Raw genomic sequence first — 22,334 nt, forward strand, 5'->3', positions numbered from 1 at the left:
AACTAATGAGAACCGCCCCATGAGCACGGCATCGACCGGACAAACGTTGCGCCAGATCGCCGACCTGCCCTGCCCGCGCGGCCTGCCGCTGCTCGGCAATCTGCTGCAGCTTTCGCCGCCGCGTCTGCATTTGATCCTCGAACAATGGGCCGCCGAACTCGGTGCGCCCTACCGCTTCCAGGTGGGCGGCATCCCCATCACGATCTGGACCGACACCGAGCTGATCCAGCAGATCATGCGCGAGCGGCCGCACCGCTTCCGGCGCTACCAGCCGATCGAAGCCGTGTTCGAGGAGATGGGCTTCAACGGGCTTTTCTCGGCGGAAGGCGTAGCGTGGGAACCGCAGCGCAAGCTCGTGATGCAAGCGCTCTCGATCCCCAACATCAAGGCGTTCTACCCGACGCTCGCCGAGATCACGCAGCGGCTTCACACCCGCTGGCAACGTGCGGCCGAACGCGGCGAGACCGTCGAGATGACCGACGACCTCAAACGCTACACAGTGGACGTGACGAGCGCGCTCGCGTTCGGCGAGGACCCGCGCACGCTGGAGCGCGACCACGGCGTGATCCAGGAGCATCTGGAGCGCATCCTGCCGGGCGTGATGAGGCGCACCAACGCGCTCTTTCCATACTGGCGATACGTCAAGCTGCCATCCGACCGCAAGCTCGAGCGGTCGCTAGAGGAAGTGCACCGCTACGTCAACGCGATGATGGCGCGCGCTCGCGAGCGCATGCGCGACGAGCCCTCCGAAACGCCACGCAATCTGCTAGAAGCGATGCTCGCGCAGCAGCAGGCGCCGGGCGGCGCCGCGTCGATCAGCGACGCGCAGATCCGCGCCAACGTGCTCACGCTCCTGATCGCGGGCGAAGACACGACGGCCGATTCCATCGCATGGACGCTGCCCTACGTCGCCGCCGATGCAGCGCTACAGCAGCATCTCGGCGACGAAGCTTCGCGCGTGCTCGGACATTCGCCGGTCTGCCCCGACTACGCGACGTTGAAAGACCTCGATATTTTCGAGGCGATCTGTATCGAGGCGACGCGTTTGCGCCCGGTGGCGTCCGTGCATTCGTTCGAGCCGCTGGAGGATGTGGTGGTGGACAACGTGGCGCTGCCCAAGGGCACGCGCATGTTCTTCGTCGCGCGCCCCGCCATGCTCGATGCGAAAAACTTCGCCGATCCGCAGCGCTACGATCCGTGGCGCTGGATGAAGCGCTCAGAACGCGAATCCGATGATGGAAAAGCCCACGACGTGCGCGCGTATCTGCAATTCGGCGCGGGGCCGCGCGTGTGCCCGGGCCGCCATCTCGCGACCGTGGAAATGCGCCTTGCGCTCTCGATGCTGATGAAGTCGTTCACGATCGAACTGGCGATCGATCCCGCGAAGATTCAGGAGGTGCAGGCATTCACGATGGTGCCCGACACGATGCCGGTACGGCTCAAACCGCGCGAAAAGGGCGAACAAGGCGTCTGAATCTGCGGATTTGACAGTGCACAACAAAACTTAAGACACCGAATTCAAGACGCGCGCCACCGACTATCGTGATCGCCTTTCAAACGACCGTCAGGCACCGCGTCCATGCTCAAGTATGCCAATCTCCCCAACCTGAAACGCGCGAGCGCCGGTCTCGTGCTCTGCACGCTGCTCCTCGGCTGTCACAGCAAGCAGGATGCCCAAACCGCACCGGCTGCAACCGCCGCCAGCACGCCGCTGCTTTCCATCCCGCTCCAGCGTAACGGACAGTGGGTCGTGGAGGCGCAAGGCGCGGACAATCGGTCTTTGCCGCTGCTGCTCGATACCGGTGCAACGCTGAACGCGTTGCCGGAGCAAGGACCGCTGGCCGCAACGCCGATCACCAAGGAAACCGAAGCCGCGCTCCTCAAGCAAGGGGCGCTGAACAGCCCGACCGGCGACGGAACCCTGTCAGCCGGAACGCTCAGTGATCCCAGGCAATTCAAGTTGGGCATTTCCCCCGCGCTGCGCATCCAGAACTGGTCCATGCCCGCGGGCGCGCCGGCCCTCCTGGGAGATCTGGGCCGCGTAGCGTCGGTGGACGATGCGCCCGTCAAGGGCATTATCGGAAGCGAAACCATGCGCAACCTGACGTGGCGCGCGGATTACGTCGATGGCCATCTCACGGCCTACAGCAATGAAGCCCCTGCCCACGAGTGGCAGCAATGCACGTTCATGGCGCTGGATCCGCAACAGCGCACGCCGATCATCAGCCTCTCGCTCGACGGCGAGTCCAGATTTTTCATCCTGGACACCGGCTACGACGCCGACGTGGCGATACCGGCCGACATGTTCGACGTCCTCGTGCAAGCGAAGCGGTTCCCCAATGTCGGCACGGTGTCCGGCATTGACGTGACGAATCGCGTTAGTCATAACCGGCAGGGTCTGCTTGCCGGCCTCACCATCGGCCAGAAGACGTTGCCGAAGCTCGTGGTGAGCGACGCTTCGCAAGATCCGCGCATTGGGCTTGGCACGCTGGAAAAAATGGACCGCTTCGAACTGGATTTCCGCCGCAACCGGTTCTGCTTCGATCTTCCCGCCGCGCCGCGCGACAGCGCGATTACGCCGCCAAGTTCCGTCCTGCTGCGCGCGGGCGAGCGCTATGAAATCGCCTCGCTCGCGCCGGACGGCAGGCTGGCCCGCAGCGGCGCCAAGGTCGGCGACCTGATCACTCAGGTGGGCCAGACATCCGTTGCGAAGCTGGACCTTGGCCCCACGATCGAGCTGCTGTCCAACCCGGCTACCGGCCAGGTGAGCGTTCTGCGCGACAATCGCACGCTGGTGATCAAGCTGATGAAGTCCAACTGACGAGCCAGACAGTTGGCGGCGAAGCTCAGGCTGCGCCCGGCGGCGATCCAAGGTTCTCTGTACCGGGGCTTTCGCCTTCGCTGCGCGCCTGCGCGTCGCGCATCTTCTCGAGCGCCTTGGGCCCGAGCCCGAGCGACACGCCCAGCGCCAGCGCATCGAGCACCGCGAGATGCGCGATGCGCACCACGGCGGGCGCATGCGCATCCGCCGCCGCGGGCACGCGCAGCAGCAGCGGAATGTCCACCACCCACGCGAGGCGCGAGCCCGCGCTCGTGAGTGCGATGGTGGTCGCCCCACGCTCCTTCGCGATCTGGATGCTCTCGTTCACCTCCACACTGCGCCCCGACTGCGAGATCGCGAACGCCACGTCGCCCGGTTCGAGCAGCGCCGCGTAAAGGCGCTGCAAATGCGCGTCCGTGAACGCACTCGCGGCGATGTCGAGCCGCAGCAGGCGCAGCGCCGCGTCTTGCGCAACGAGGCCCGAACCCGCGCCCACGCCGAAAAAGTACACGCGCCGCGCGCTCGCGAGCGCCGCCACCGCAGCCTCGAACACGGCCGTATCGAGCGAAGCGCGCGCATGCGTCACGCCCTGGACGACCGATTCCGTCACCTTGTCGAGCAAGGTGCCGACCTCGCCGGCCCACTGCGCGCCGCCCGCTTCGCCGCCCGTCATCTCCGTGGCGAGTGCGAAGGGCACGTTGCCCGCCGCGCTCTGCGCGAGCCGCATCTTGAAGTCGCGCAGGCCGTGCGCACCCACCGCGCGGCAAAAGCGCGTGACGGATGGCTCGGACACGTCCGCGCGCAACGCGAGCTCGGTGATGCTCGCGCGCATGGCGAAGTCGATGTCGGCAAGCACCATCTCCGCGACCTTGCGCTCGGCGGGACGCAGCGACTCCGCGACGTTGCGGATGTGATGGATCAGGTTGGAGACCGGCAAGCTGTTTTTCCCGTCAAAGGTACGAGGGTCTGCTCACATGAATAACAGGCTTGCGCTGGCCGCCAGAAGGGCCGAGCGCAAGGACTGCGACGAAGCGAATACTCAACGTATTCGTGAGGAGCATGACGCAGCGATCGGCCCTTCTGGCGGCCAGGCACGTTCGCAAGCCTGTTATTCATGTGAGCAGACCCTTGGCCCGCTATCCGTATTTCGATGCGTGCTTCCGCTTCAATCGAGCCGCTTGCCGCTTTCAGTATCGAACAGATGCAGGTGCGCCAAAGGCAAACCTAGCGTCATGCGCTGGCCCGGATTGACGTCCGGGCGCGCGCGAGTCGTGACGCACCATGTGGTGTCGCCTATTTTCCCGTACATATGGGTCTCCGCGCCAGTCGGCTCGATCACGTCGACCGTGAACGGCACGTCGCCGCCCGCCTCGATGTGCTCGGGCCGCACGCCGAGCGTCACGCGCGCGCCCGCTTGCGCCTTGCCTTCCGGCAGCGGGATGCGCACGCCGTCTTCGAGCACGAGCGCGGTGCCGCGCGCGTCGCTCATCACCGTGCCTTGCGCGAAGTTCATCGAGGGCGAGCCGAGGAAGCTCGCCACGAACAGGTTGCCCGGCCTGTCGTAAAGGTCGAGCGGCCGGCCAATCTGTTCGATACGCCCCGCGTTCATCACGACGATCCGGTCGGCCATCGTCATCGCCTCGATCTGGTCGTGCGTCACGTACACCACCGTGTTGCGCAGGCGCTGGTGCAGCGCCTTGATCTCAGTGCGCATCTGCACGCGCAGCTTGGCGTCGAGGTTCGACAGCGGCTCGTCGAAGAGAAAGAGCGCAGGCTCGCGCACCACTGCGCGGCCCATGGCGACGCGCTGGCGCTGACCGCCCGAAAGCGCGCGCGGCAAGCGCTCCAGGTAGCTCGACAGGTTGAGCATTTTCGCGGCGGCTTCGATGCGCGGCTTGAACCCGTCCTCGCGCTCCTTGCGAATGCGCGGACCGAACGCGATGTTGTCGTACACCGAGAGATGCGGGTAGAGCGCGTAGCTCTGGAACACCATCGAGATGTTGCGCTGCTGCGGCGGCAGCGCATTCGCGCGCGTGCCGCCGATGGTCAGGTCGCCGCCGGAGATGTCTTCGAGACCGGCGATCATGCGCATCACCGTGGTCTTGCCGCAACCCGAGGGGCCGACGAGCACGACGAATTCACCGTCTTCGATGTCGAGATCAACGCCGTGCACGACCTGGGTGTCGCCATAGCGCTTGTAGATGCCGTTCAGTTGTACCGCTGCCATGCTTTCCTCGTTTGCGTGAAGTCTTTTCAGGTCTTACCAGGTCAAAGCGCCCGCGTGCGCGCCTCAGAACGGGTCGAGCGTCAGTTCGTTCGCCATGAGCCGGTTACCGGCCATGAGGCCCGCGTCCACGGGCAGCGCCACGCCCGTAATGACGCGCGCTTGCGGCGAAGCGAGAAACTGCACGGCGTCGGCGATATCCTCGGGCGTGGCCACGTCGCCGAGCGGATACCACTTGCTTAGTTCTTCGAAGATCTTCGGATGCTGCTCGACGCGCGCGCGCCATGCAGGCGTTTTCACCGTGCCCGGGCAGACGATGTTCGCACGTATGCCGTGCGGCCCCAGCTCCATCGCGAGCGCCTTCGTGTAGCTCACGAGGCCCGCCTTCGCCGCGCTGTACGCGGGGTGGCCGAGCGCCGAAAGCCCGTTGACCGAGCCGATCAGCACGAGCGCGCCGCGCCGGCGTTCGATCATCGAGGCGCGCACGGCTTCGACCGTGTAGTAGGTCCCGTTCAGGTTCAGGTCGATGTCGCGCCGCCAGCTCGCGGCGTCGGTGTGCGCGAGCGTCGTGCCGAGCGCGCCGCCCGCGTTCGCCACCGCCACGTCCACCGGGCCGCGCGCCGCCACGCCGCGCGCCACGGCCTGGGCCACAGCGGCCTGATCGCTCACGTCGGCCACGAGCGGCTCGAGGCGCGCCGCGCCCGGTGCGCCGAATTCCGCCGCGAGTTGTTGCACGAGCGCAGCGTCGCGGTCGAGCGCGAGCACCGTGTCACCCGCTTCCAGAAACCGTTTGCACAGCGCGCGGCCTATGCCGCCGCTCGCCCCCGTCACCAGCACCACCCGGCTCATGTCGACTCTCCATGAGGCCCGCCAGTCCTGCCAGCAAGCCTGAAAATTTCCTACATACGAATGACGTGCGGTTGCCCGTATGCGGGTTTATACCAACCACACCGCGCTGCTGCGGCGCATGAATTTCCCCTGTTTTACAGCATGTTATGCAAATTCCGGCACCCGAAACAATATCGAGATTACCAGGTGACAACGCTTTTTTCATCCTGTAGGATTTTTTCAAACAACGCAACCCAGCAGCCGGGTCAAGGCGGCGGCATAAGCAGGAAAAACCACCAGCAACAACAACCCCGCATGGGATGGGACCAAGCGCTAAAGCGCCAACTCCCATCGACAAGGAGAGAGAGAATGTCGTTTCAGGCACGTGCAACCACCATGCTCGGCAAGCTCGCCGTCGCGCTAGCGTTCGCCGGCATCACCGCCGCGGCGCACGCCGACACGGTCCGCGTGACCGTCGCCCACTACAGCGACGCCACCGCCCCTTACTTCGAGAAAATGGCCAAGCAGTTCGAGGCCGCCAACCCCGGCATCACGATCAAGATCGAAGACGTGAACTGGGACTCGCTGCAACAGAAGCTGCAAACGGACATCTCCGGCGGCGCCAACGCCGACCTTGCGATCATCGGCACGCGCTGGCTGCTCGACTTCGTGAAGGACGACATCGCCGAACCGCTCGACCCGTACATGGACGCGAACTTCAAGGGCCGCTTCATCGGTCCGTTCCTCGCTCCGGGTCAGATCAACGGCAAGACCTACGGCCTGCCGATCGCCGCTTCGGCGCGCGCGCTGTACTACAACAAGGACATGCTGGCTTCGGTTGGCTATCCGGACGGCCCGAAGACCTGGAACGACGTGGTCGACGCCTCGAAGAAGCTCAAGGCGAAGGGTATTGCGGGCTTCGGTCTGCAGGGCAAGGAAATCGAAACCGACGTGTACTACTACTACGCACTGTGGACCCACGGCGGCGAAGTGGTGGGCAAGGACGGCAAGGCGGCGTTCAACTCGCCCGCTGGCGTGAAGGCCGCGACGCTCTACAAGACCATGATCGACGAAGGTCTTACGCAGCCGGGCGTGACGGGCTACAGCCGTGAAGACGTGCAGAACCTCTTCAAGCAGGGCCGCGTGGCGATGATGATCTCGGCGCCGTTCCTCGCCAAGCAGCTGAAGAAGGAAGCCCCGAACATCAAGTACGGCATCGACCCGATCCCGGTTGCAACGACGCCGGCCACCTATGCGGTGACCGACTCGATCATGATGTTCAAGAACTCCAAGGTTAAGCAGAGCGCCTGGAAGTTCCTGGACTTCCTGTTCACGAAGGAGCCGCGCGTGCAGTTCACGAGCACGGAAGGCTTCCTGCCGACCACCAAGGCTGAAGCGACCGACCCGGTGTTCCAGGATCCCGACACGAAGGCCTTTATCGCACTGCTGCCGCATGCGAAGTTCGCGCCGACCGTGACCGGCTGGGAAGACACCGCGAAGGCCGTGACCAACGCCATGCAGTCGGTGTACCTCGGCAAGGCCAAGCCTGCCGACGCGCTGAACCAGGCGGCCACCGAAGCGAACAAGTCGCTCGGCAAGTAAGTCTGGCAAACCAGTCTGCAAGCAAGCCTTAACGGCAAAACCGGCGCGCGCCCGAAGTTCCCGGCGCGCGCCGCAACGCCTGAGAACCGACGTTTCGAAGCACTGACGATTCGACATGACTACGGGTCCCCTGAAGCCCTCGCCCGCCACCGCAGCGGCCGGCGATGCCCCCGACCGATCACGCGCACGAAATCGCATGAGCCGACTACCCCGCGCCGTTTCCGCGCCCCGCGCGCCCTGGCTCCTGATCGTGCCGAGTCTCGTGCTCGCGCTCTTCATCATCAGCTATCCGATCTTCAACATCGTGTATCAGTCGCTGCACGATGTATCGCGCTTCGGGCAGATCCGCGGCTTCAGCGGTCTGCAGAACTTCTATAACGTGTTCGGCGATCGGGTGTTCATGAGCGCCCTCAGGAACACGCTGATCTGGACATTCTTCGTCGTGGTGGGCACCGTGGGAATTTCCGTGCCCGTCGCGCTCGTGCTCAACCAGGACTTCTACGGCCGCGGCATTGCGCGCACGATCGTCATGCTGCCGTGGTCCGTCTCGCTCACGATGACGGCCGTGGTCTGGCGCTGGGCGTTCAACGACGACTACGGCATGGTCAACGTCACGCTGCAGCGGCTCGGGCTCGTTTCCGGGCCGATCCACTGGCTTGCGACGCCCGAGTATGCGTTCCCGGTCGAGATCTGCGTGGGCATACTCGTGTCGATACCGTTCACGACCACGATCCTGCTGGGCGGCCTTTCCTCGGTGCCGGGCGATATTTACGAAGCCGCGCGCATCGACGGCGCGAGTGCCTGGCAGCAGTTCCGCCAGCTCACGCTGCCGCTGCTCAAGCCGTTCATCAACATGGCGATCCTGCTGAACGTGATCTACGTGTTCAACTCGTTCCCGATCATCTGGGTCATGACGCAAGGCGGCCCCGACGACAGCACGCACATTCTCGTCACGTACCTTTACGAACTCGGCTTCCGGTTAGGACGACCAGGCGAAGCCGCTGCCGTCTCGCTCATCATGCTCGTAATCCTGTTCGCGTTCTCGGTGGTCTACCTGCGCCTGCAGGCCAAACGCGGCGGCGCCGAAGGAGACCTCGCATGAACCGCAAGCTCAAACGTTCGATCTGGTGCTGGCTCGCGCTCTCGCCGCTCGTCGTGGCCGTACTGTTCCCGTTCGCGGTGATGTTCTTCACCTCGTTCAAGCCGGCTTCGGAAGTGTTCGTCTATCCGGCGCGCTGGCTGCCCATGCAGTGGCGCTGGCAAAACTACGTCGACATGTGGCAGGCCGCGAACTTCGGTGTCGCGCTGCGCAACAGCATTGTGGTGAGTTGCCTTTCCACGGCGCTCGCGCTCGCCGTGAGTCTGCCGGCCGCCTACGCGCTCGCGCGCTTCCCGTTCCGCGGGCGCGGCCTTTATCGCCAGTTCCTGCTCGTCACGCAGATGCTCTCGCCCATCCTGCTCGTGGTCGGCCTGTTCCGGCTCGCCGCGATGATTCCGTATGGCGACGGCAATCTCGTCGACTCGAAGATCGGCGTGATCGTCTCGTACGCCGCTTTCAACATTGCGTTTGCCGTGTGGATGCTCTCGTCGTACTTCCAGACCGTACCGCGCGATCTGGAGGAATCGGCATGGCTCGAAGGCTGCAGCCGTACCGGCGCCGTGTTCCGCGTGTTCCTGCCGCTCGCGGTGCCGGCCGTGGTGGTCACGGCGATCTTCACATTCATCAGCGCGTGGAACGAATTCGCCGTGGTCTACACGCTGATCCGCTCGCCCGAAAACAAGACACTCACGGTGCAGGTCACCGACATGGTGGCCGGCAAGTACACCGTGGAATGGCAGCTCGTCATGGCGGCGACGCTCGCGGCCACGCTGCCGGTTTCGGTCGTGTTCGCCTGGCTGCAGCGCTACATGGTGAAGGGGCTCGCACTTGGCGCGGTGAAGTAATCGGACTGTGAATTACTTCGCGAGATAGTCGTACACGACTTCACCGAGGCCCAGGGTCAAGTCCGCGACCAGATGACGGGCTTCGATGATTTCGAGTACAGGCAATTCCGCGACGGGCGCGAGCGCGTGTGGCGTGAGATGGAGCGCGGCAGGCCCTGTCCATGCGCCTTTGAGCTTGATGTCCTTCAAGTAGTAGCGCACGAGTTCGCATACGCGCGGCGAGCCGTCCACGTGCGGCACGATCTTGAGCAGATAGTTGGGCGCGCCAAGGCGCTTTGCCTGGTCGGCCAGGTCGAGTTCGCGGTGCTTGTAGCCCATCGTGCCAGTGGCGACACGAACGGGACCGTAGTCGAGCGTGCCGACCAGCGTGTCGGAGTGAACCGCAAGCGTGGGCGAAGCGAGCTTCTTCGGAAAACCCCAAAGCTCCCGGCCACCGGCAATGGGCGGATGGTCGTCGAGGTACATCGCATGCGTATAGGTGCCCGGCTGGCCCTGATACGTGACGGGGATAACCTGGCCACTTTCCGTGTAGTTGCCAAAACCGGTCGAGTCGGGCATGCGGATGAATTCGTAGCTAACGATCGGGTTGGTGACCTCGAGCGGCTCGGGCACGACCTTGCGCAGACTTTCGAGGTCGGTGCGATAGGTGATGATCAGGAACTCCCGGTCCACAAACTTGTAAGGGCCTATCGGATACGCCGGGTTGGTGATCGGCATTGCGAAAGCCTTGGATCTTACGTCTTGCATGAGTATCCTTTGTGAGCTGGCGTCGAAGTGACGTGTTGAAACGGGACGCACATAGGCTAGCCAAATCTATTTGGCAAATAGTCACCTGATTAAACAGAAATCTGTCAGTGCGCGCGAAAACATTAATCAGCAAAATATTTTAAATTCGCAAAGAAAAATGCGGTTTGATGACGATTAAGGATCGTCAAAGAAGCACACCCGTTCTTCGACAGAAGGCTTCATGGCGCTGCGCACCGCAGGCGCGTCCCACGCCCGTGTCATGCCCGGTTCAAGCCCTCCGGTCACCAGCCAGATCGGCGGAGCCCAGCAATTTGTTGTGCTTGATATTGGCCAAGCACAGCCATTTCACAACAGGATTGGGTTAATTCAGAGCGACTGCAAATTTCAATTCATCTTCATTCAGAGAACTCAAATTCTTATTTCATCGGCTAGACGAAAAACTCCCGTTTGCATTTTTCGCAATTAGAATTGCGTGGAATTTCGATCGATTAATTGAATCACCTGTCTCGCTGCAGACAGACGCGCGGCGCCCCCTCGCACGCGTGGGGGCGCAACATCTCGAGATGCGCGAGACTTCGCCTACTTGCTCAGTTCATGTCCGATCACGCCGCCGGCCACGGCGCCGCCTACGGTACCGACCGCGCTGCCGTTGGTGGCCCGGTTGCCGACATAACCGCCCGCGGCGGCGCCGCCCAGCGTACAGGCCCCCATGCCAGCCGCAGTGAACACGACGGTAATGACGAGTGAGGCGCGCGCGGCGCTTAAGCGACGTAGCCAGTTCATCGTCGATTCTCCTGATCGATGGTTGTGGCTTACATGCCAGCAAGCATCGTGCCGCGGCGGCTTTCAGCCGTGGTGCAGATGCAGCAGGATCAGCGTGAGCGTAACGAGCGAGCCCAGCGTGGAATGCAAAATGGTGCGCGAAGTCACGTGCGCCTCGCGGCGGTAGTACTCGGCGAGCATGAACGGGCCGGTACCCGTGGGCAGCGCCGCTAGCAGCACCGCGATTTCCACGAGCTGGTCGGACAGCCCGAATACACGCTCTGCCAGCCACCAGGTGATAAGCGGCTGCGCGACCAGCTTGGAGAGCGTGAGCCACCACGACGACTCGCGCGGCGCGTCACCACTCGCACGGCGCTCGGCCAGAAAGAGCCCGAGGCTCACGAGCGCGCACGGACTCGCCGCGCCGCCCAGCAGCTTGAGGAACGTTTCCGCGCTCGCAGGCAGCGTGACGTGCGCGGCGGAAACCACCGCCCCCAGCGCCGGCGCGACCAGTAGCGGATTGCGCAGGAGCGAGCGCACGACCTTGATGGCGAGCCGGTGCGGACGCCGCTCGCTTTGCAGGCCCGTTTCGATCAGCACGATCGCGATGGCGAACAACACGCAGACCACGAGGATCGTCGCGATGGTCGTGGGCGTGAGGCTCGACCGCCCGAATGCGATCATGCACAGCGGGAAGCCCACGTAGCCGGTATTCGGATACGCGGCGGCGAGCCCATCGATGCTCGCATCCGCGAGCGGTCGGCCGAGGAACACGCGCACGCCCACGACGGCCGCGAACACCGCGAGCCCGGCAAGACCGAACGCCGCAACGAATGCGGGCTGATACAGCTCGTGCCACGTTGCGTGCGCAAGGATATCGAAGAGCAGCGCGGGCAGCGCGAGCCACACGACGAAGCGGTTCAACTCGGATGCCGCGGCGGGGCCGAGTACATTCGTGCGACGGCAGGCGAAGCCCGCGAATATGAGGCCGAAAACGGGCAGGAGAATGGAAACGGCAGAAAGCATCGGGATTCGTGAATGCAAAGCGCGCGGACGTGCCGCGCGCCAGGGTGAAACGAAAGACAAACGGTTGCGCTAGTCCATCGCCGCGTGACTCGTATCGACGGTGGCGGCGCTCGGGCCGGTGCGGATCAGAAAGAGCAGCGGAATGACGAGCAGCGTGGCCACGAACATCATCTTGAAGTCGTTGAGGTACGCGATCATCTGGGCCTGCTGCGTGATCGACTGGTTGAGCACGGCGAGATCGTACCGCGAACCACTTTCGAGCATCTGTTGAACCGCCGGATTGAACGGCGTGATGTTCGCGGCGAGGTCCGAATGCGCGATCTGGGTGCTACGCGTGACTAAGGTCTGCACGATCGAAATGCCGATACTGCTGCCGATATTGCGCATGAGGCTATACGTGGCCGTGCCGTCCGCGCGCAGTTGCGGCGTAAGCGTCGAGAAAGTCAGCGCGGAAAGCGGCACGAATACGAAGCCGAGGCCAAACCCCTGCACCACGCCGGGCCACACGATATCCGAGGGCGACAGCACGAGCGTGTACTGCATCATCTGCCATAGCGCATAAGCGGACACCACGAAGCCAAACAGCAGCATGACGCGCGCGTCCACGCGCTTCAGCATGCGCCCCGCTATCAGCATGGCAACCATCGTGCCCGCGCCGCTTGGCGCGGTAACGAGCCCCGTGGTGGCGACCGGATAGCCCATGAGGTTCTGCAGCATGGGCGGCAGCAGTGCGCGCGTGGCGTAGAGCACCGCGCCAATCACGAAAATGAAGAGCGTGCCCGTCGCGAAGTTGCGGTCCTTGAGCAGCTGGTAGCGAAAGAACGTGCCGGGCCCTGACGTTGCCGTATGCACGATGAAGAACGCGAAGGCAATCGCCGCCACCAGTGCTTCGATGCGTATTTCCAGCGAACCGAACCAGTCGAGCTGCTCGCCGCGGTCGAGCAAGGCCTGCAGCGCGCCGATGGCGAGCGCGAGCGTGGCGAAGCCGAACACGTCGAAGCGCTGCGTGCGGCCCGGCGCACGCGCGGGCATGAAGGTCGAGACGCCAAAGAACGCGAACAGCCCCACAGGCACGTTGATGAAGAACACCCAGCGCCAGTTGTAGCTATCGGTTAGCCAGCCGCCCAGCGTGGGCCCGAGCACCGGGCCGACCATCACGCCCATGCCCCAGACCGCCATCGCCTGGCCCTGGCGCTCACGCGGGTTGATGTCGAGAAGAATGGACTGCGAGAGCGGCACGAGCGACGCGCCGAACACGCCCTGCAAGAGCCGCGAAGCAACGATCTCCCCGAGCGTTTCGGACAGCCCGCATAGCGCCGAGGCCACGGTGAAACCCGCAATCGCCACGCCTAACAGGCGCTTTACGCCGAAGCGATCGGCGAGCCACCCCGTGAGCGGCGTGGCAATGGCCGCCGCGACGATGTACGACGTGAGCACCCAGGTGATCTCGTCCTGCGAGGCGGACAGTGTGCCCTGCATATGCGGCAGCGCGACATTGGCGATCGTGCTGTCCAGCGTCTGCATGAGCGTGGCTAGCATGATCGAGAGCGTGATCATGCCGCGATTGAGCGGGGCTTCCTTGCGCGGCTCCGCCCGATGCTGCGCGGCGGAACCGTCCTGCATGACTGCGGTCATCGTGCGGTTGTCTTGCGGCTGTCTTAGATTGGGGGCGGAGCGCGTCGAATTAATAAGCCTGCTTATTATACGACTCGCACCTGTGGACGCAATCGGTATCGACAGCCGGAGGACGCTCGCGCGAAGGCGCAAGCCACACGCCCGTATAATCGCGCGATGACTACCGACCTCGAAAGGCGCTTTGGCTTCCTGGTCGTCGACGTGGGCCGGCTCTACGGCAAACGTTACGACGAGCTTGCGAAGTCATCGCTCGAACTCACGCGCGCGCAGTGCCGCATGATCGCGTACCTGGCGCACTACGGCGACATGAACCAGGCACGTCTTGCCGAGCTGCTGGAAGTGGCGCCCATATCCGCGGGGCGGCTGCTGGAGCGCATGGAAGAAGGCGGCTGGGTCGAGCGCACGCCCAACCCGGACGACCGCCGCGAATTGCTGGTGAGCCTCACGCCCAAGGCGGAAGGCGTGCTCACGGGCGCACGCCGCGTGGGCGACGAGGTGCAGGCGGAAGCCCTGGCGGGCTTCACGCCTGAAGAAGCTGAGCAGTTCAGTGCGATGCTGCAGAGAGTGCGCGCCAATCTCGGCGCGCTGGTGGAGCGGTAACGAGCGTTAGCGCAGCCGCACGAGCGTGGACTTGAGTTCCGTGTACTTTTCGAGCGCGTGCAATGACTTGTCGCGGCCGTTGCCCGACTCCTTGAAGCCGCCGAACGGGAAGTTCATGTCGCCGCCTTCGTCGTAGCAGTTCACCCACACGGTGCCGGCACGCAGGCGGCGCGAAATTTCATGCGCGTGCGTGAGGTTCGCGGTCCACACGGCCGCCGCGAGCCCGTAGTCGCTGTCGTTGGCAATACGCACCGCCTCGTCGATCGTGCTGAACGTGATGACCGAGAGCACCGGTCCGAAAATTTCCTCGCGCGCGATCTTCGTGTCGTGGTGCGTGTCGAACACCGTGGGCTGCACGTAGAAGCCGCCGCCCTCCGCATTCACGCGTTCACCGCCTGTCAGCAGCTTCGAATCCTTGCGGCCGGCCTCGATATAGCTCAGCACCCGATCCAGCTGAATCTTGTCGATGATCGCGCCCATCGACACTTGCGGATCGAGAGGATTGCCAGGCTTGTATGCTTTCGCGGCCTCGACAAGTTTCGCGAGGAACACGTCCTTGATTTCGTGATGAACGAGCAGGCGCGAGCCCGCCGTGCACATCTCGCCCATGTTGTAGAAGATGGCGCCTGCCGCTGCGTTTGCCGCACGGTCGAGATCCGGGCAATCGTGCAGCACGATATTGGGCGACTTGCCGCCCAGTTCGAGCCACACGCGCTTGAGGTTCGACTGCCCTGCGTACTGCATGATCTGCTTGCCCACGTTCGTCGATCCGGTGAACGCAATGCAGTCCACGTCGCGATGCAGGCCAAGCAGCTTCCCAGGCTCCCCGCCGCCCGGCAGCACGTTGAACACGCCCGCAGGAATGCCCGCCTCGTGCGCAAGCTGCGCCACGCGAATGGCCGTGAGCGGCGACTTCTCCGAAGGCTTGAGGACGACGCTATTGCCCGCGGCGAGCGCAGGGCCGAACTTCCACGAAGCCATCAGGATCGGGAAATTCCACGGCACGACCGCGGCTACCACGCCAATGGGTTCGCGCGTGACGAGGCCCACGAGATGATGATCGGCGGGCACGACTTCGCCGCCGACCTTGTCGATGGCTTCAGCGAACCATTCCACGCAGTAGGCGGCACCCGGCACGTCTACGGTGGTCGTGTCGCCAATCGGCTTGCCTGCATCGAGCGTTTCGAGCAGCGCCAGTTCGTCGAGATGTTCGCGCATGAGCGCAGCCCAGCGCAGCAATACGGCCTTGCGCGCACGCGGATTCAGGCCTGCCCATACACCTTCGTCGAACGCGCGGCGCGCGGCGCCTACCGCGGCGTCGACGTCGGCTGCGCCGCAATCGGCGACGCTTGCGAGCACCCGGCCGTCGATCGGGCTCACACAGTCGAACGTGCGGCCCGAATACGCGTCACGGTACGTGCCGTCGATGAATGCGCGGCCTTCGATCGATAGCGTCGCGGCCTTGTCCTGCCAATAAGCGAGAGTTTTCTTTTCCATCAGGATGCCTCAATGATTTGCGATCCACCTTGCGCGCCGCACCGCGGCGCCAGGTGAAACGGGTTCGCGCGATCAGGGAGTCAGAAGGTGGGCGGCGAATTGGCCGACACCACTTCGCAGACTTCGTTCGCGCTGGGATTGCGAAACCGGTGCGGGAAGCGGCTTTCGAAGTAGTAGCTGTCTCCGGGGTCGAGCAGCCAGGTCGTGCCTTCCACGGTCAGCTCGAGTTGCCCGGCGACCACCACGCCGCCTTCGTGCCCCGCATGCACCAGCATTTCGGGGCCAGTGTCGGCCAGCGGCTGATAGACCTCGCGCATGATGCCCATGTTGCGGTCCTTCATGCTCGCGCCGGCCAGATAGAACTCGATCGACTCGTTGCCGAGGTTCGGCATTTCGCCGCGCCGCGACACGACTTCTGTCCCCTCGCTCAGATCAAATGTGAAGAATTCGGCAAGGCTCATCGGAATGCATTCGAGCAGCTTCTTGAGCGAACCGACGGACGGGCTGACGCGACTTTGCTCGATCAGCGAGATCGCGCCATTGGTCACACCCGCACGCTTGGCGAGTTCGCGCTGCGACAAACCATAACGTTTGCGAACGTAGCGCAGACGCGTGGCGACTTCGGATGAAACAGAGGCAGACTCGGACACGATGAAGGACCGTTAGCAGGGCGTGCAGGTGACGCGGTGGACGTGTTGAATATTCTAATCAGTTTGCTTTATTTTGCGTCAGTACAAACCCCTGTAAGTTATTCGAAATATAAGGACAGGGGCCAATATTTCGCACAGCGTGCTATTTCTCGAGGCCCTCGGGGAAAGTGCTGACATCAAAAACTTGAAAAAATAATTGACGCCCTTTTTGGCTCGTATATGCTGAACCACAGGTCGAACACTGCATCGTTTCTGCCGCGTTGCAACGCAAAAAACGCGTTTTATGCGAGAAACATAGCGAGTCGGCTGAGTTTGGAAAGCAATACATCGAAGTCGCTCAATGTTTAAAGCTTCGCTCAAATTGACGACCTCGAATGCTTGGACCAAACGTCTTTTTCAACGCAACCAGTCGAGTGTTATTGTGAGAGTCCGTGGCCCTCTGGTGAGGTGGGATCGTAGTCATGCGAGGTGTCTTCGCAGTGACTGCACCGCCATCGCCGACGGCAGTAGCGGCAGGCTTGCCTCTCGCCTGTTCCTGTCCGTCTTCACGATCCTTTCCCGCCGCTCTGTGCGGCGTCACAACTCGGTCTCCGCACGCGCCTTCATTGCCGTCCACACGGATGAAGTCGCGTCGCTCCTGCCCTAGCGCCTCTCGTTCCTGCGCTGTTCGTTTTCTTCGCCGTCGTTGGGTTGCGAGGTGTTTCGTCGCGCCTGCACGATGTAGCTGTGCACGCCTGAACACAGTCGCGCCTCACAACGGCAAGAAGCGAACCGCTTACATGATCTCCACGCGCAGCGCCATCCGTTAGCGTCGCTCGCGCGGAGCACACAGGGTTTGTAGTTTTGCGTCCCGCAAGGCTGCAAGGTCATGTCACGCCCGTCGCATTCATATGTCCCGCACGGGCAAGCAAGCGAATCATTAGTCATGCGAACCAGACCATTAGTTGGCGTCACCGCCGACCGCACGATGATGGGAGCGCACGCATCACACGTTGCCGGCGAGAAGTACATCGCCGCAGCGGTGGATGGCGCAGGCGCGCTCGCCTTCGTGCTGCCCGCCCTTGGCGAGCGGCAGGCTGCGTCCGACATTCTCGAAGCCGTGGACGGACTGCTTTTCACGGGCAGCTATTCGAACGTCGAGCCGCATCGTTATGGCGGCCCGGCGAGCGAGGCCGGCACGTTGCACGACCCCGCTCGCGACGCCACCACGCTGCCGCTCATGCGCGCCGCGATCGAGGCGGGCGTGCCGGTGCTCGCCATCTGCCGCGGCTTCCAGGAGATGAACGTGGTGTTCGGCGGCACGCTGCATCAGCAGGTGCATAACGTTGCACGCTACGACGACCATCGCGAGAACAAGGACGATCCGCTCGACACGCAATACGGTCCGGCGCACGCGTTGAAGCTCGTGGAAGGCGGTCTGCTGCAACGGCTCGCGGGTGGCGCACGCGAAGCACGCGTGAATTCACTGCACGGCCAGGGCATCGAGCGGCTGGGTGCGGGCCTCGTGGCCGAGGCATTCGCACCCGACGGGCTCATCGAAGCCGTGAGCGCGGCGAACGCGCACAGTTTCGCGCTTGGCGTGCAATGGCACCCCGAGTGGAAACACGCCGACGACGCGCTCTCCACCGCCATCTTCCACGCGTTCGGCGAGGCCTGCCGCAACCACATGCTGGCCCGAATACCGGGCGGGGCCGGACACGACGTGGCGCACGCGCCACGCGCCGCCCACGCCTGATGCCGGCCCATACAGAACAGAGAGAAAGATCATGCATGAAATCGACGAATTCCTGAAAAAGCACCACATCACCGAAATCGAAGCGATCATCCCCGACATGGCGGGCATTGCGCGCGGCAAGATCATCCCGCGCAGCAAGTTCGAATCGGGTGAATCGATGCGCTTGCCGCAAGCCGTGATGATCCAGACCGTGACGGGCGACTACCCCGAAGACGGCAGCCTCACCGGCGTCACCGATCCCGACATGGTGTGCGTGCCCGATCCCTCGACGATCCGCATCATTCCGTGGGCCATCGATCCCACCGCGCAGGTGATCCACGATTGCGTGCACTTCGACGGCTCGCCCGTTGAAATCTCGCCGCGCCGCGTGCTGCGCCGCGTGCTCGAACTCTACGAGGCAAAGGGCTGGAAGCCCGTCATTGCGCCGGAGCTCGAGTTCTATCTCGTCGACATGAACAAGGACCCGGACATTCCGCTCACGCCGCCGATCGGCCGTACGGGCCGTCCGGAAACGGGCCGCCAGGCGTATTCGATCGAAGCAGTGAACGAGTTCGATCCGCTCTTCGAAGATATCTACGAGTACTGCGATATTCAGGGCCTCGAAGTCGATACGCTCATTCACGAAGTGGGCGCGGCGCAGATGGAGATCAACTTCCTGCACGGCGATCCGTTGAACCTCGCCGACCGCGTGTTTCTCTTCAAGCGCACGGTGCGTGAAGCGGCGCTGCGCCACCACATGTACGCCACCTTCATGGCGAAGCCCATGGAGAACGAGCCGGGCTCGGCCATGCACATTCACCAGAGCCTCGTCTCGGCGGAAAGCGGCCAGAACCTCTTCACCGGCCCGGACGGCAAACCGACCGACATGTTCTACGCGTATATCGCCGGTCAGCAGAAGTACACGCCCGCGCTGATGCCGATCTTCGCGCCGTACATCAACTCGTATCGCCGCCTTTCGCGCTTCATGGCCGCGCCGATCAACGTGGCGTGGGGCTACGACAACCGCACCGTGGGCTTTCGCGTGCCGTACTCGTCGCCGGCCGCACGCCGGGTGGAAAACCGCATTCCGGGCGTGGACACCAATCCGTACCTCGCGATCGCCGCGACGCTCGCGGCCGGCTATCTGGGCATGACGCAGCACCTCAAGCCCACGGAACCGCTCGTGAGCGACGGCTATTCGCTGCCCTACCAGTTGCCGCGCAATCTGGAAGAAGGCCTCACGTTGATGAGCGCGAGCGAACCGCTCATGGGCATCCTGGGCGAGAAGTTCGTGCGCGCCTACCTCGCCCTGAAAGAAACCGAATACGAAGCGTATTTCCGCGTGATCAGTTCGTGGGAACGCAAGCACCTGCTGCTGCACGTGTAAACGAAAGGAGACACAGCAATGAACTATCGAATCGACGCCCCCGCCAGCGCGCTGCAGGAAGCGCCGACGACGCTGCGCGCCCAGGCCGCACGCACGACGCGCTCGACGAGCGAATACCGCGCGCTGGACGCTGCGCACCACATTCACCCGTTTTCGGACATGGGCTCGCTGAACAAGGCGGGCAGCCGTGTGATCGTGAAGGCGAAAGGCGTGTACCTGTGGGACTCGGAAGGCAACCAGATCATCGACGGCATGGCCGGGCTCTGGTGCGTGAACGTGGGCTATGGCCGCAAGGAACTGGCCGACGCCGCCTACGAGCAAATGCAGGAACTGCCGTTCTACAACACGTTCTTCAAGACCACGCACCCGCCGGTCATCGAACTGTCGGCGCTGCTCGCGCAGCTTTCGCCCGAGCCGTTCAACCACTTCTTCTATTGCAACAGCGGCTCCGAAGGCAACGACACGGTGCTGCGCATCGTGCATCAGTACTGGCTCACGCAAGGCAAGCCCTCGAAGAAAGTCGTCATCTCGCGAAAGAACGCCTATCACGGTTCGACGATCGCGGGCGGCACGCTGGGCGGCATGGGCTACATGCACGAGCAGATGCCTTCGAAGGTCGAGAACATCGTGCATATCGACCAGCCGTACTTCTATGGCGAAGCGCAAGGCAACATGTCGCCCGAAGAGTTCGGTCTCGCGCGTGCACAACAGCTTGAAGCGAAGATTCTCGAAGTGGGCGCGGAGAACGTGGCCGCCTTTATCGGCGAGCCGTTCCAGGGCGCAGGCGGCGTGATCTTCCCGCCCTCAACCTACTGGCCGGAAATTCAGCGCATTTGCCGCAAGTACGACATCCTGCTCTGCGCCGACGAAGTGATCGGCGGCTTTGGCCGCACCGGCGAGTGGTTCGCGCATCAGCACTTCGGCTTCGAGCCGGATCTCATCACGATGGCCAAGGGCCTCACGAGCGGCTATGTGCCGATGGGTGCGGTGGGCATTCACGACCGCGTGGCCAAAGCGCTCATCGAGAACGGCGACTTCAATCACGGCCTCACGTACTCAGGGCATCCCGTCGCCGCCGCGGTGGCCGTTGCGAACCTCAAGCTGCTGCGCGACGAAGGCATCGTGACGCGCGTGAAGAACGACACGGGCCCGTACTTCCAGCAGCGCCTGCGCGAAACCTTCGGCAATCATCCGATCATCGGTGACATCTCGGGTGCGGGCCTCGTAGCGGGTCTGCAACTCGCGGAAGATCCGAAGGCGCGCAAGCGTTTTGCGAATGGCGGCGACGTGGGCACGCTCTGCCGCGACTTCTGCTTCAACGGCAACCTCATCATGCGCGCCACGGGCGATCGCATGCTGCTCTCGCCGCCGCTCGTCGTCACGCGGGCAGAGATCGATGAAATCGTGTCGAAGGCCAAGAAAGCCATCGACGCAACTGCGCAACAACTGGGTCTTTCTTAACGCGACTTGTCCAAGGCGGGCGGCGCAACGGGGTGCTGGGCCTCCCGCCAATTTTCATCTTCAGGGGAAAGCAACATGAGTGTTAGTCATCTTCGTCATGCGGTCGCGCTTGCGGCCCTCGCAGCGTGTGCAGGCCTCACGGCCGTGTCGAGCCAGACCGCGCACGCGGCCGACGGCGATTTGAACGTCTACAACTGGTCCGACTACATTGCGAAGGACACGATCCCGAACTTCGAAAAAGAAGCGGGCATCAAGGTCAAGTACGATAACTACGACAGCGACGACACGCTGCAAGCCAAACTGCTCGCCGGCAGCTCGGGCTATGACATCGTTGTGCCCACCTCGAATTACATGGCCAAGCAGATTCAGGCCGGCGTGTACCAGAAGCTCGACAAGTCGAAGATCCCCAACCTCGCGAACCTCGATCCCGTGCTCATGCACATGATCGCCGACGCCGATCCGGGCAATCAGTACGGCGTGCCCTGGGCGTTCGGCACCGACGGCATCGGCTACAACAAGCAAGCGGTGGAAAAGGCGCTCGGTCCGAACGCGCCCGTGGATAGCTGGGCGCTCGTGCTCGATCCGCAAAATCTCTCGAAGCTCAAGGGCTGCGGCGTGTCGTTCCTCGACCAGGCCGTGGACGTCTTCGCCGCGACGCTGCAATACATGCACAAGGACCCCAACAGCACGAACCCCGCCGACTACCAGGCCGCGTTCGAAGTGCTGAAGAAAGTCCGCCCGTATATCACCCAGTTCAATTCGTCGGGCTATATCAACGACCTCGTGAACAACGATATCTGCGTTGCCGTGGCATGGTCGGGCGACGTTGGCATTGCGCACCGCCGCGCCGAGGAAGCCAAGCGCTCGTATGACGTCAAGTTCTCGAACGTGAAAGAAGGCGGCCTGCTGTGGTTCGACGTGATGGTCATCCCGAAGGACGCCCCGCACCCCGAGAACGCGATGAAGTGGATCAACTACATCTCGGACCCGAAGGTCAACGCGCAAATCACCAACGAAGTGTTCTACCCGACCGCGAACAAGGCCGCGCGCCAGTTCGTCACCCCGGCAGTGGCGCAGGACGCGACGGTGTACCCGCCGGAAGACGTGCTCAAGAAGATGACGCTGATGAAGCCGATGCCGGCTGACATCCTGCGCCTTGAAAACCGCCTGTGGGCCCAGTTGAAAACGGGCCACTGAGACCCCGATCATCCCCTGAAGGAAACAAGAAGGAGACAACGCGGAAGAGGGATCGCTCGACCCCTCTCCGCCTGAAGTGCGCAATTCCGAAGTCCGGCCGCGCAGCGCCGCCCCCCTTTTTTGACGACGCGCGCGAGCCATTCCCGAGCTCCGTTCGCAGTACTAATCGCGAGTCGCCCCGTGCGCCCCGTGCGGGTCGCCTCGCGCCTGAAAACCGAGTACTGCGATCAGATAGGAAC

20 protein-coding genes are annotated in these 22,334 nt (G+C 63.3%); 11 read left to right on the forward strand and 9 right to left on the reverse strand.

All coding sequences use genetic code 11. From position 1 onward, the window contains the following. Positions 1-19 precede the first annotated feature (19 nt). Both U5A57_RS13700 and U5A57_RS13705 read left to right on the forward strand, forming a co-directional pair. The gene (locus U5A57_RS13700) at positions 20-1,474 is read left to right on the forward strand and encodes a cytochrome P450 (RefSeq protein ID WP_321911616.1); all 1,455 of its coding nucleotides are present in this window, start codon (positions 20-22) and stop codon (positions 1,472-1,474) included. A 156-nt stretch (positions 1,475-1,630) separates the two neighbouring features. Next, positions 1,631-2,821, forward strand: a complete 1,191-nt coding sequence (locus tag U5A57_RS13705; protein ID WP_321911618.1) for a hypothetical protein — start codon at positions 1,631-1,633, stop codon at positions 2,819-2,821. A gap of 25 nt (positions 2,822-2,846) precedes the next feature. Here U5A57_RS13705 and U5A57_RS13710 read toward each other — a convergent pair whose 3' ends face one another. The 3 genes from U5A57_RS13710 to U5A57_RS13720 form a co-directional block, all read right to left on the reverse strand. Then, positions 2,847-3,758, reverse strand: a complete 912-nt coding sequence (locus U5A57_RS13710) for a MurR/RpiR family transcriptional regulator (protein WP_321911620.1) — start codon at positions 3,756-3,758, stop codon at positions 2,847-2,849. Between the two features lie 228 nt (positions 3,759-3,986). Next, entirely contained in the window at positions 3,987-5,048 is a 1,062-nt protein-coding gene (locus tag U5A57_RS13715; protein WP_321911621.1) for a sn-glycerol-3-phosphate ABC transporter ATP-binding protein UgpC, read from the reverse strand. Between the two features lie 63 nt (positions 5,049-5,111). Next, positions 5,112-5,894: an SDR family oxidoreductase gene (locus tag U5A57_RS13720; RefSeq protein WP_321911624.1), complete on the reverse strand. Its 783-nt coding sequence runs from the start codon at positions 5,892-5,894 to the stop codon at positions 5,112-5,114. Positions 5,895-6,242: 348 nt separating this feature from the next. Here U5A57_RS13720 and U5A57_RS13725 point away from each other — a divergent pair, with 348 nt between their 5' ends. The 3 genes from U5A57_RS13725 (at position 6,243) to U5A57_RS13735 (ending at position 9,419) form a co-directional block, all read left to right on the forward strand. Then, positions 6,243-7,475: a sugar ABC transporter substrate-binding protein gene (locus U5A57_RS13725; protein ID WP_321911626.1), complete on the forward strand. Its 1,233-nt coding sequence runs from the start codon at positions 6,243-6,245 to the stop codon at positions 7,473-7,475. 196 nt (positions 7,476-7,671) lie between these two features. After that, entirely contained in the window at positions 7,672-8,577 is a 906-nt protein-coding gene (locus U5A57_RS13730; RefSeq protein WP_321911628.1) for a sugar ABC transporter permease, read from the forward strand. Next, positions 8,574-9,419 carry a carbohydrate ABC transporter permease gene (locus U5A57_RS13735; RefSeq protein ID WP_091995905.1) on the forward strand — a complete coding sequence of 282 codons (846 nt, stop codon included), beginning with the start codon at positions 8,574-8,576 and terminating at the stop codon, positions 9,417-9,419. Before U5A57_RS13730 ends, U5A57_RS13735 begins: the two co-directional genes overlap by 4 nt. Positions 9,420-9,431: 12 nt before the next feature. On the opposite strand, the gene U5A57_RS13740 is transcribed toward U5A57_RS13735, so the two are convergent. The 4 genes from U5A57_RS13740 to U5A57_RS13755 form a co-directional block, all read right to left on the reverse strand. Further along, positions 9,432-10,166: an acetoacetate decarboxylase gene (locus tag U5A57_RS13740; protein ID WP_415774617.1), complete on the reverse strand. Its 735-nt coding sequence runs from the start codon at positions 10,164-10,166 to the stop codon at positions 9,432-9,434. Positions 10,167-10,745: 579 nt separating this feature from the next. Continuing rightward, positions 10,746-10,949: a glycine zipper 2TM domain-containing protein gene (locus U5A57_RS13745; RefSeq protein WP_321911632.1), complete on the reverse strand. Its 204-nt coding sequence runs from the start codon at positions 10,947-10,949 to the stop codon at positions 10,746-10,748. A 63-nt stretch (positions 10,950-11,012) separates the two neighbouring features. Continuing rightward, on the reverse strand, positions 11,013-11,954 hold the full coding sequence (locus U5A57_RS13750; RefSeq protein ID WP_321911634.1) for an AEC family transporter: 942 nt from the start codon (positions 11,952-11,954) through the stop codon (positions 11,013-11,015). Between the two features lie 69 nt (positions 11,955-12,023). Next, entirely contained in the window at positions 12,024-13,511 is a 1,488-nt protein-coding gene (locus U5A57_RS13755; RefSeq protein ID WP_321911785.1) for a DHA2 family efflux MFS transporter permease subunit, read from the reverse strand. A 234-nt stretch (positions 13,512-13,745) separates the two neighbouring features. Here U5A57_RS13755 and U5A57_RS13760 point away from each other — a divergent pair, with 234 nt between their 5' ends. Continuing rightward, positions 13,746-14,189, forward strand: a complete 444-nt coding sequence (locus U5A57_RS13760; RefSeq protein ID WP_321911636.1) for a MarR family transcriptional regulator — start codon at positions 13,746-13,748, stop codon at positions 14,187-14,189. 6 nt (positions 14,190-14,195) lie between these two features. Here the strand turns inward: U5A57_RS13760 and U5A57_RS13765 are convergent, their stop codons facing one another. Beyond that, positions 14,196-15,686: an aldehyde dehydrogenase gene (locus U5A57_RS13765; protein WP_321911637.1), complete on the reverse strand. Its 1,491-nt coding sequence runs from the start codon at positions 15,684-15,686 to the stop codon at positions 14,196-14,198. A gap of 80 nt (positions 15,687-15,766) precedes the next feature. Further along, positions 15,767-16,336 carry a cupin domain-containing protein gene (locus U5A57_RS13770; RefSeq protein ID WP_321911638.1) on the reverse strand — a complete coding sequence of 190 codons (570 nt, stop codon included), beginning with the start codon at positions 16,334-16,336 and terminating at the stop codon, positions 15,767-15,769. 421 nt (positions 16,337-16,757) lie between these two features. On the opposite strand from U5A57_RS13770, the gene U5A57_RS13775 reads away from it, so the two are divergent. From U5A57_RS13775 to U5A57_RS13795, 5 genes are all read left to right on the forward strand, one after another. Continuing rightward, complete coding sequence (locus U5A57_RS13775) at positions 16,758-16,982, forward strand: hypothetical protein (RefSeq protein WP_236596917.1); 225 nt, start codon at positions 16,758-16,760, stop codon at positions 16,980-16,982. A 279-nt stretch (positions 16,983-17,261) separates the two neighbouring features. Continuing rightward, positions 17,262-18,071, forward strand: a complete 810-nt coding sequence (locus U5A57_RS13780) for a gamma-glutamyl-gamma-aminobutyrate hydrolase family protein (RefSeq protein WP_321911640.1) — start codon at positions 17,262-17,264, stop codon at positions 18,069-18,071. A gap of 31 nt (positions 18,072-18,102) precedes the next feature. Then, entirely contained in the window at positions 18,103-19,437 is a 1,335-nt protein-coding gene (locus U5A57_RS13785) for a glutamine synthetase family protein (RefSeq protein ID WP_321911641.1), read from the forward strand. Positions 19,438-19,455: 18 nt separating this feature from the next. Beyond that, the gene (locus tag U5A57_RS13790) at positions 19,456-20,898 is read left to right on the forward strand and encodes an aspartate aminotransferase family protein (RefSeq protein WP_321911642.1); all 1,443 of its coding nucleotides are present in this window, start codon (positions 19,456-19,458) and stop codon (positions 20,896-20,898) included. A 75-nt stretch (positions 20,899-20,973) separates the two neighbouring features. Then, positions 20,974-22,095 carry a polyamine ABC transporter substrate-binding protein gene (locus U5A57_RS13795; protein WP_321911644.1) on the forward strand — a complete coding sequence of 374 codons (1,122 nt, stop codon included), beginning with the start codon at positions 20,974-20,976 and terminating at the stop codon, positions 22,093-22,095. Positions 22,096-22,334: the final 239 nt, after the last annotated feature.

This window comes from Paraburkholderia sp. J11-2 (genome assembly GCF_905220185.1).
Taxonomy (GTDB): Bacteria; Pseudomonadota; Gammaproteobacteria; order Burkholderiales; family Burkholderiaceae; genus Paraburkholderia.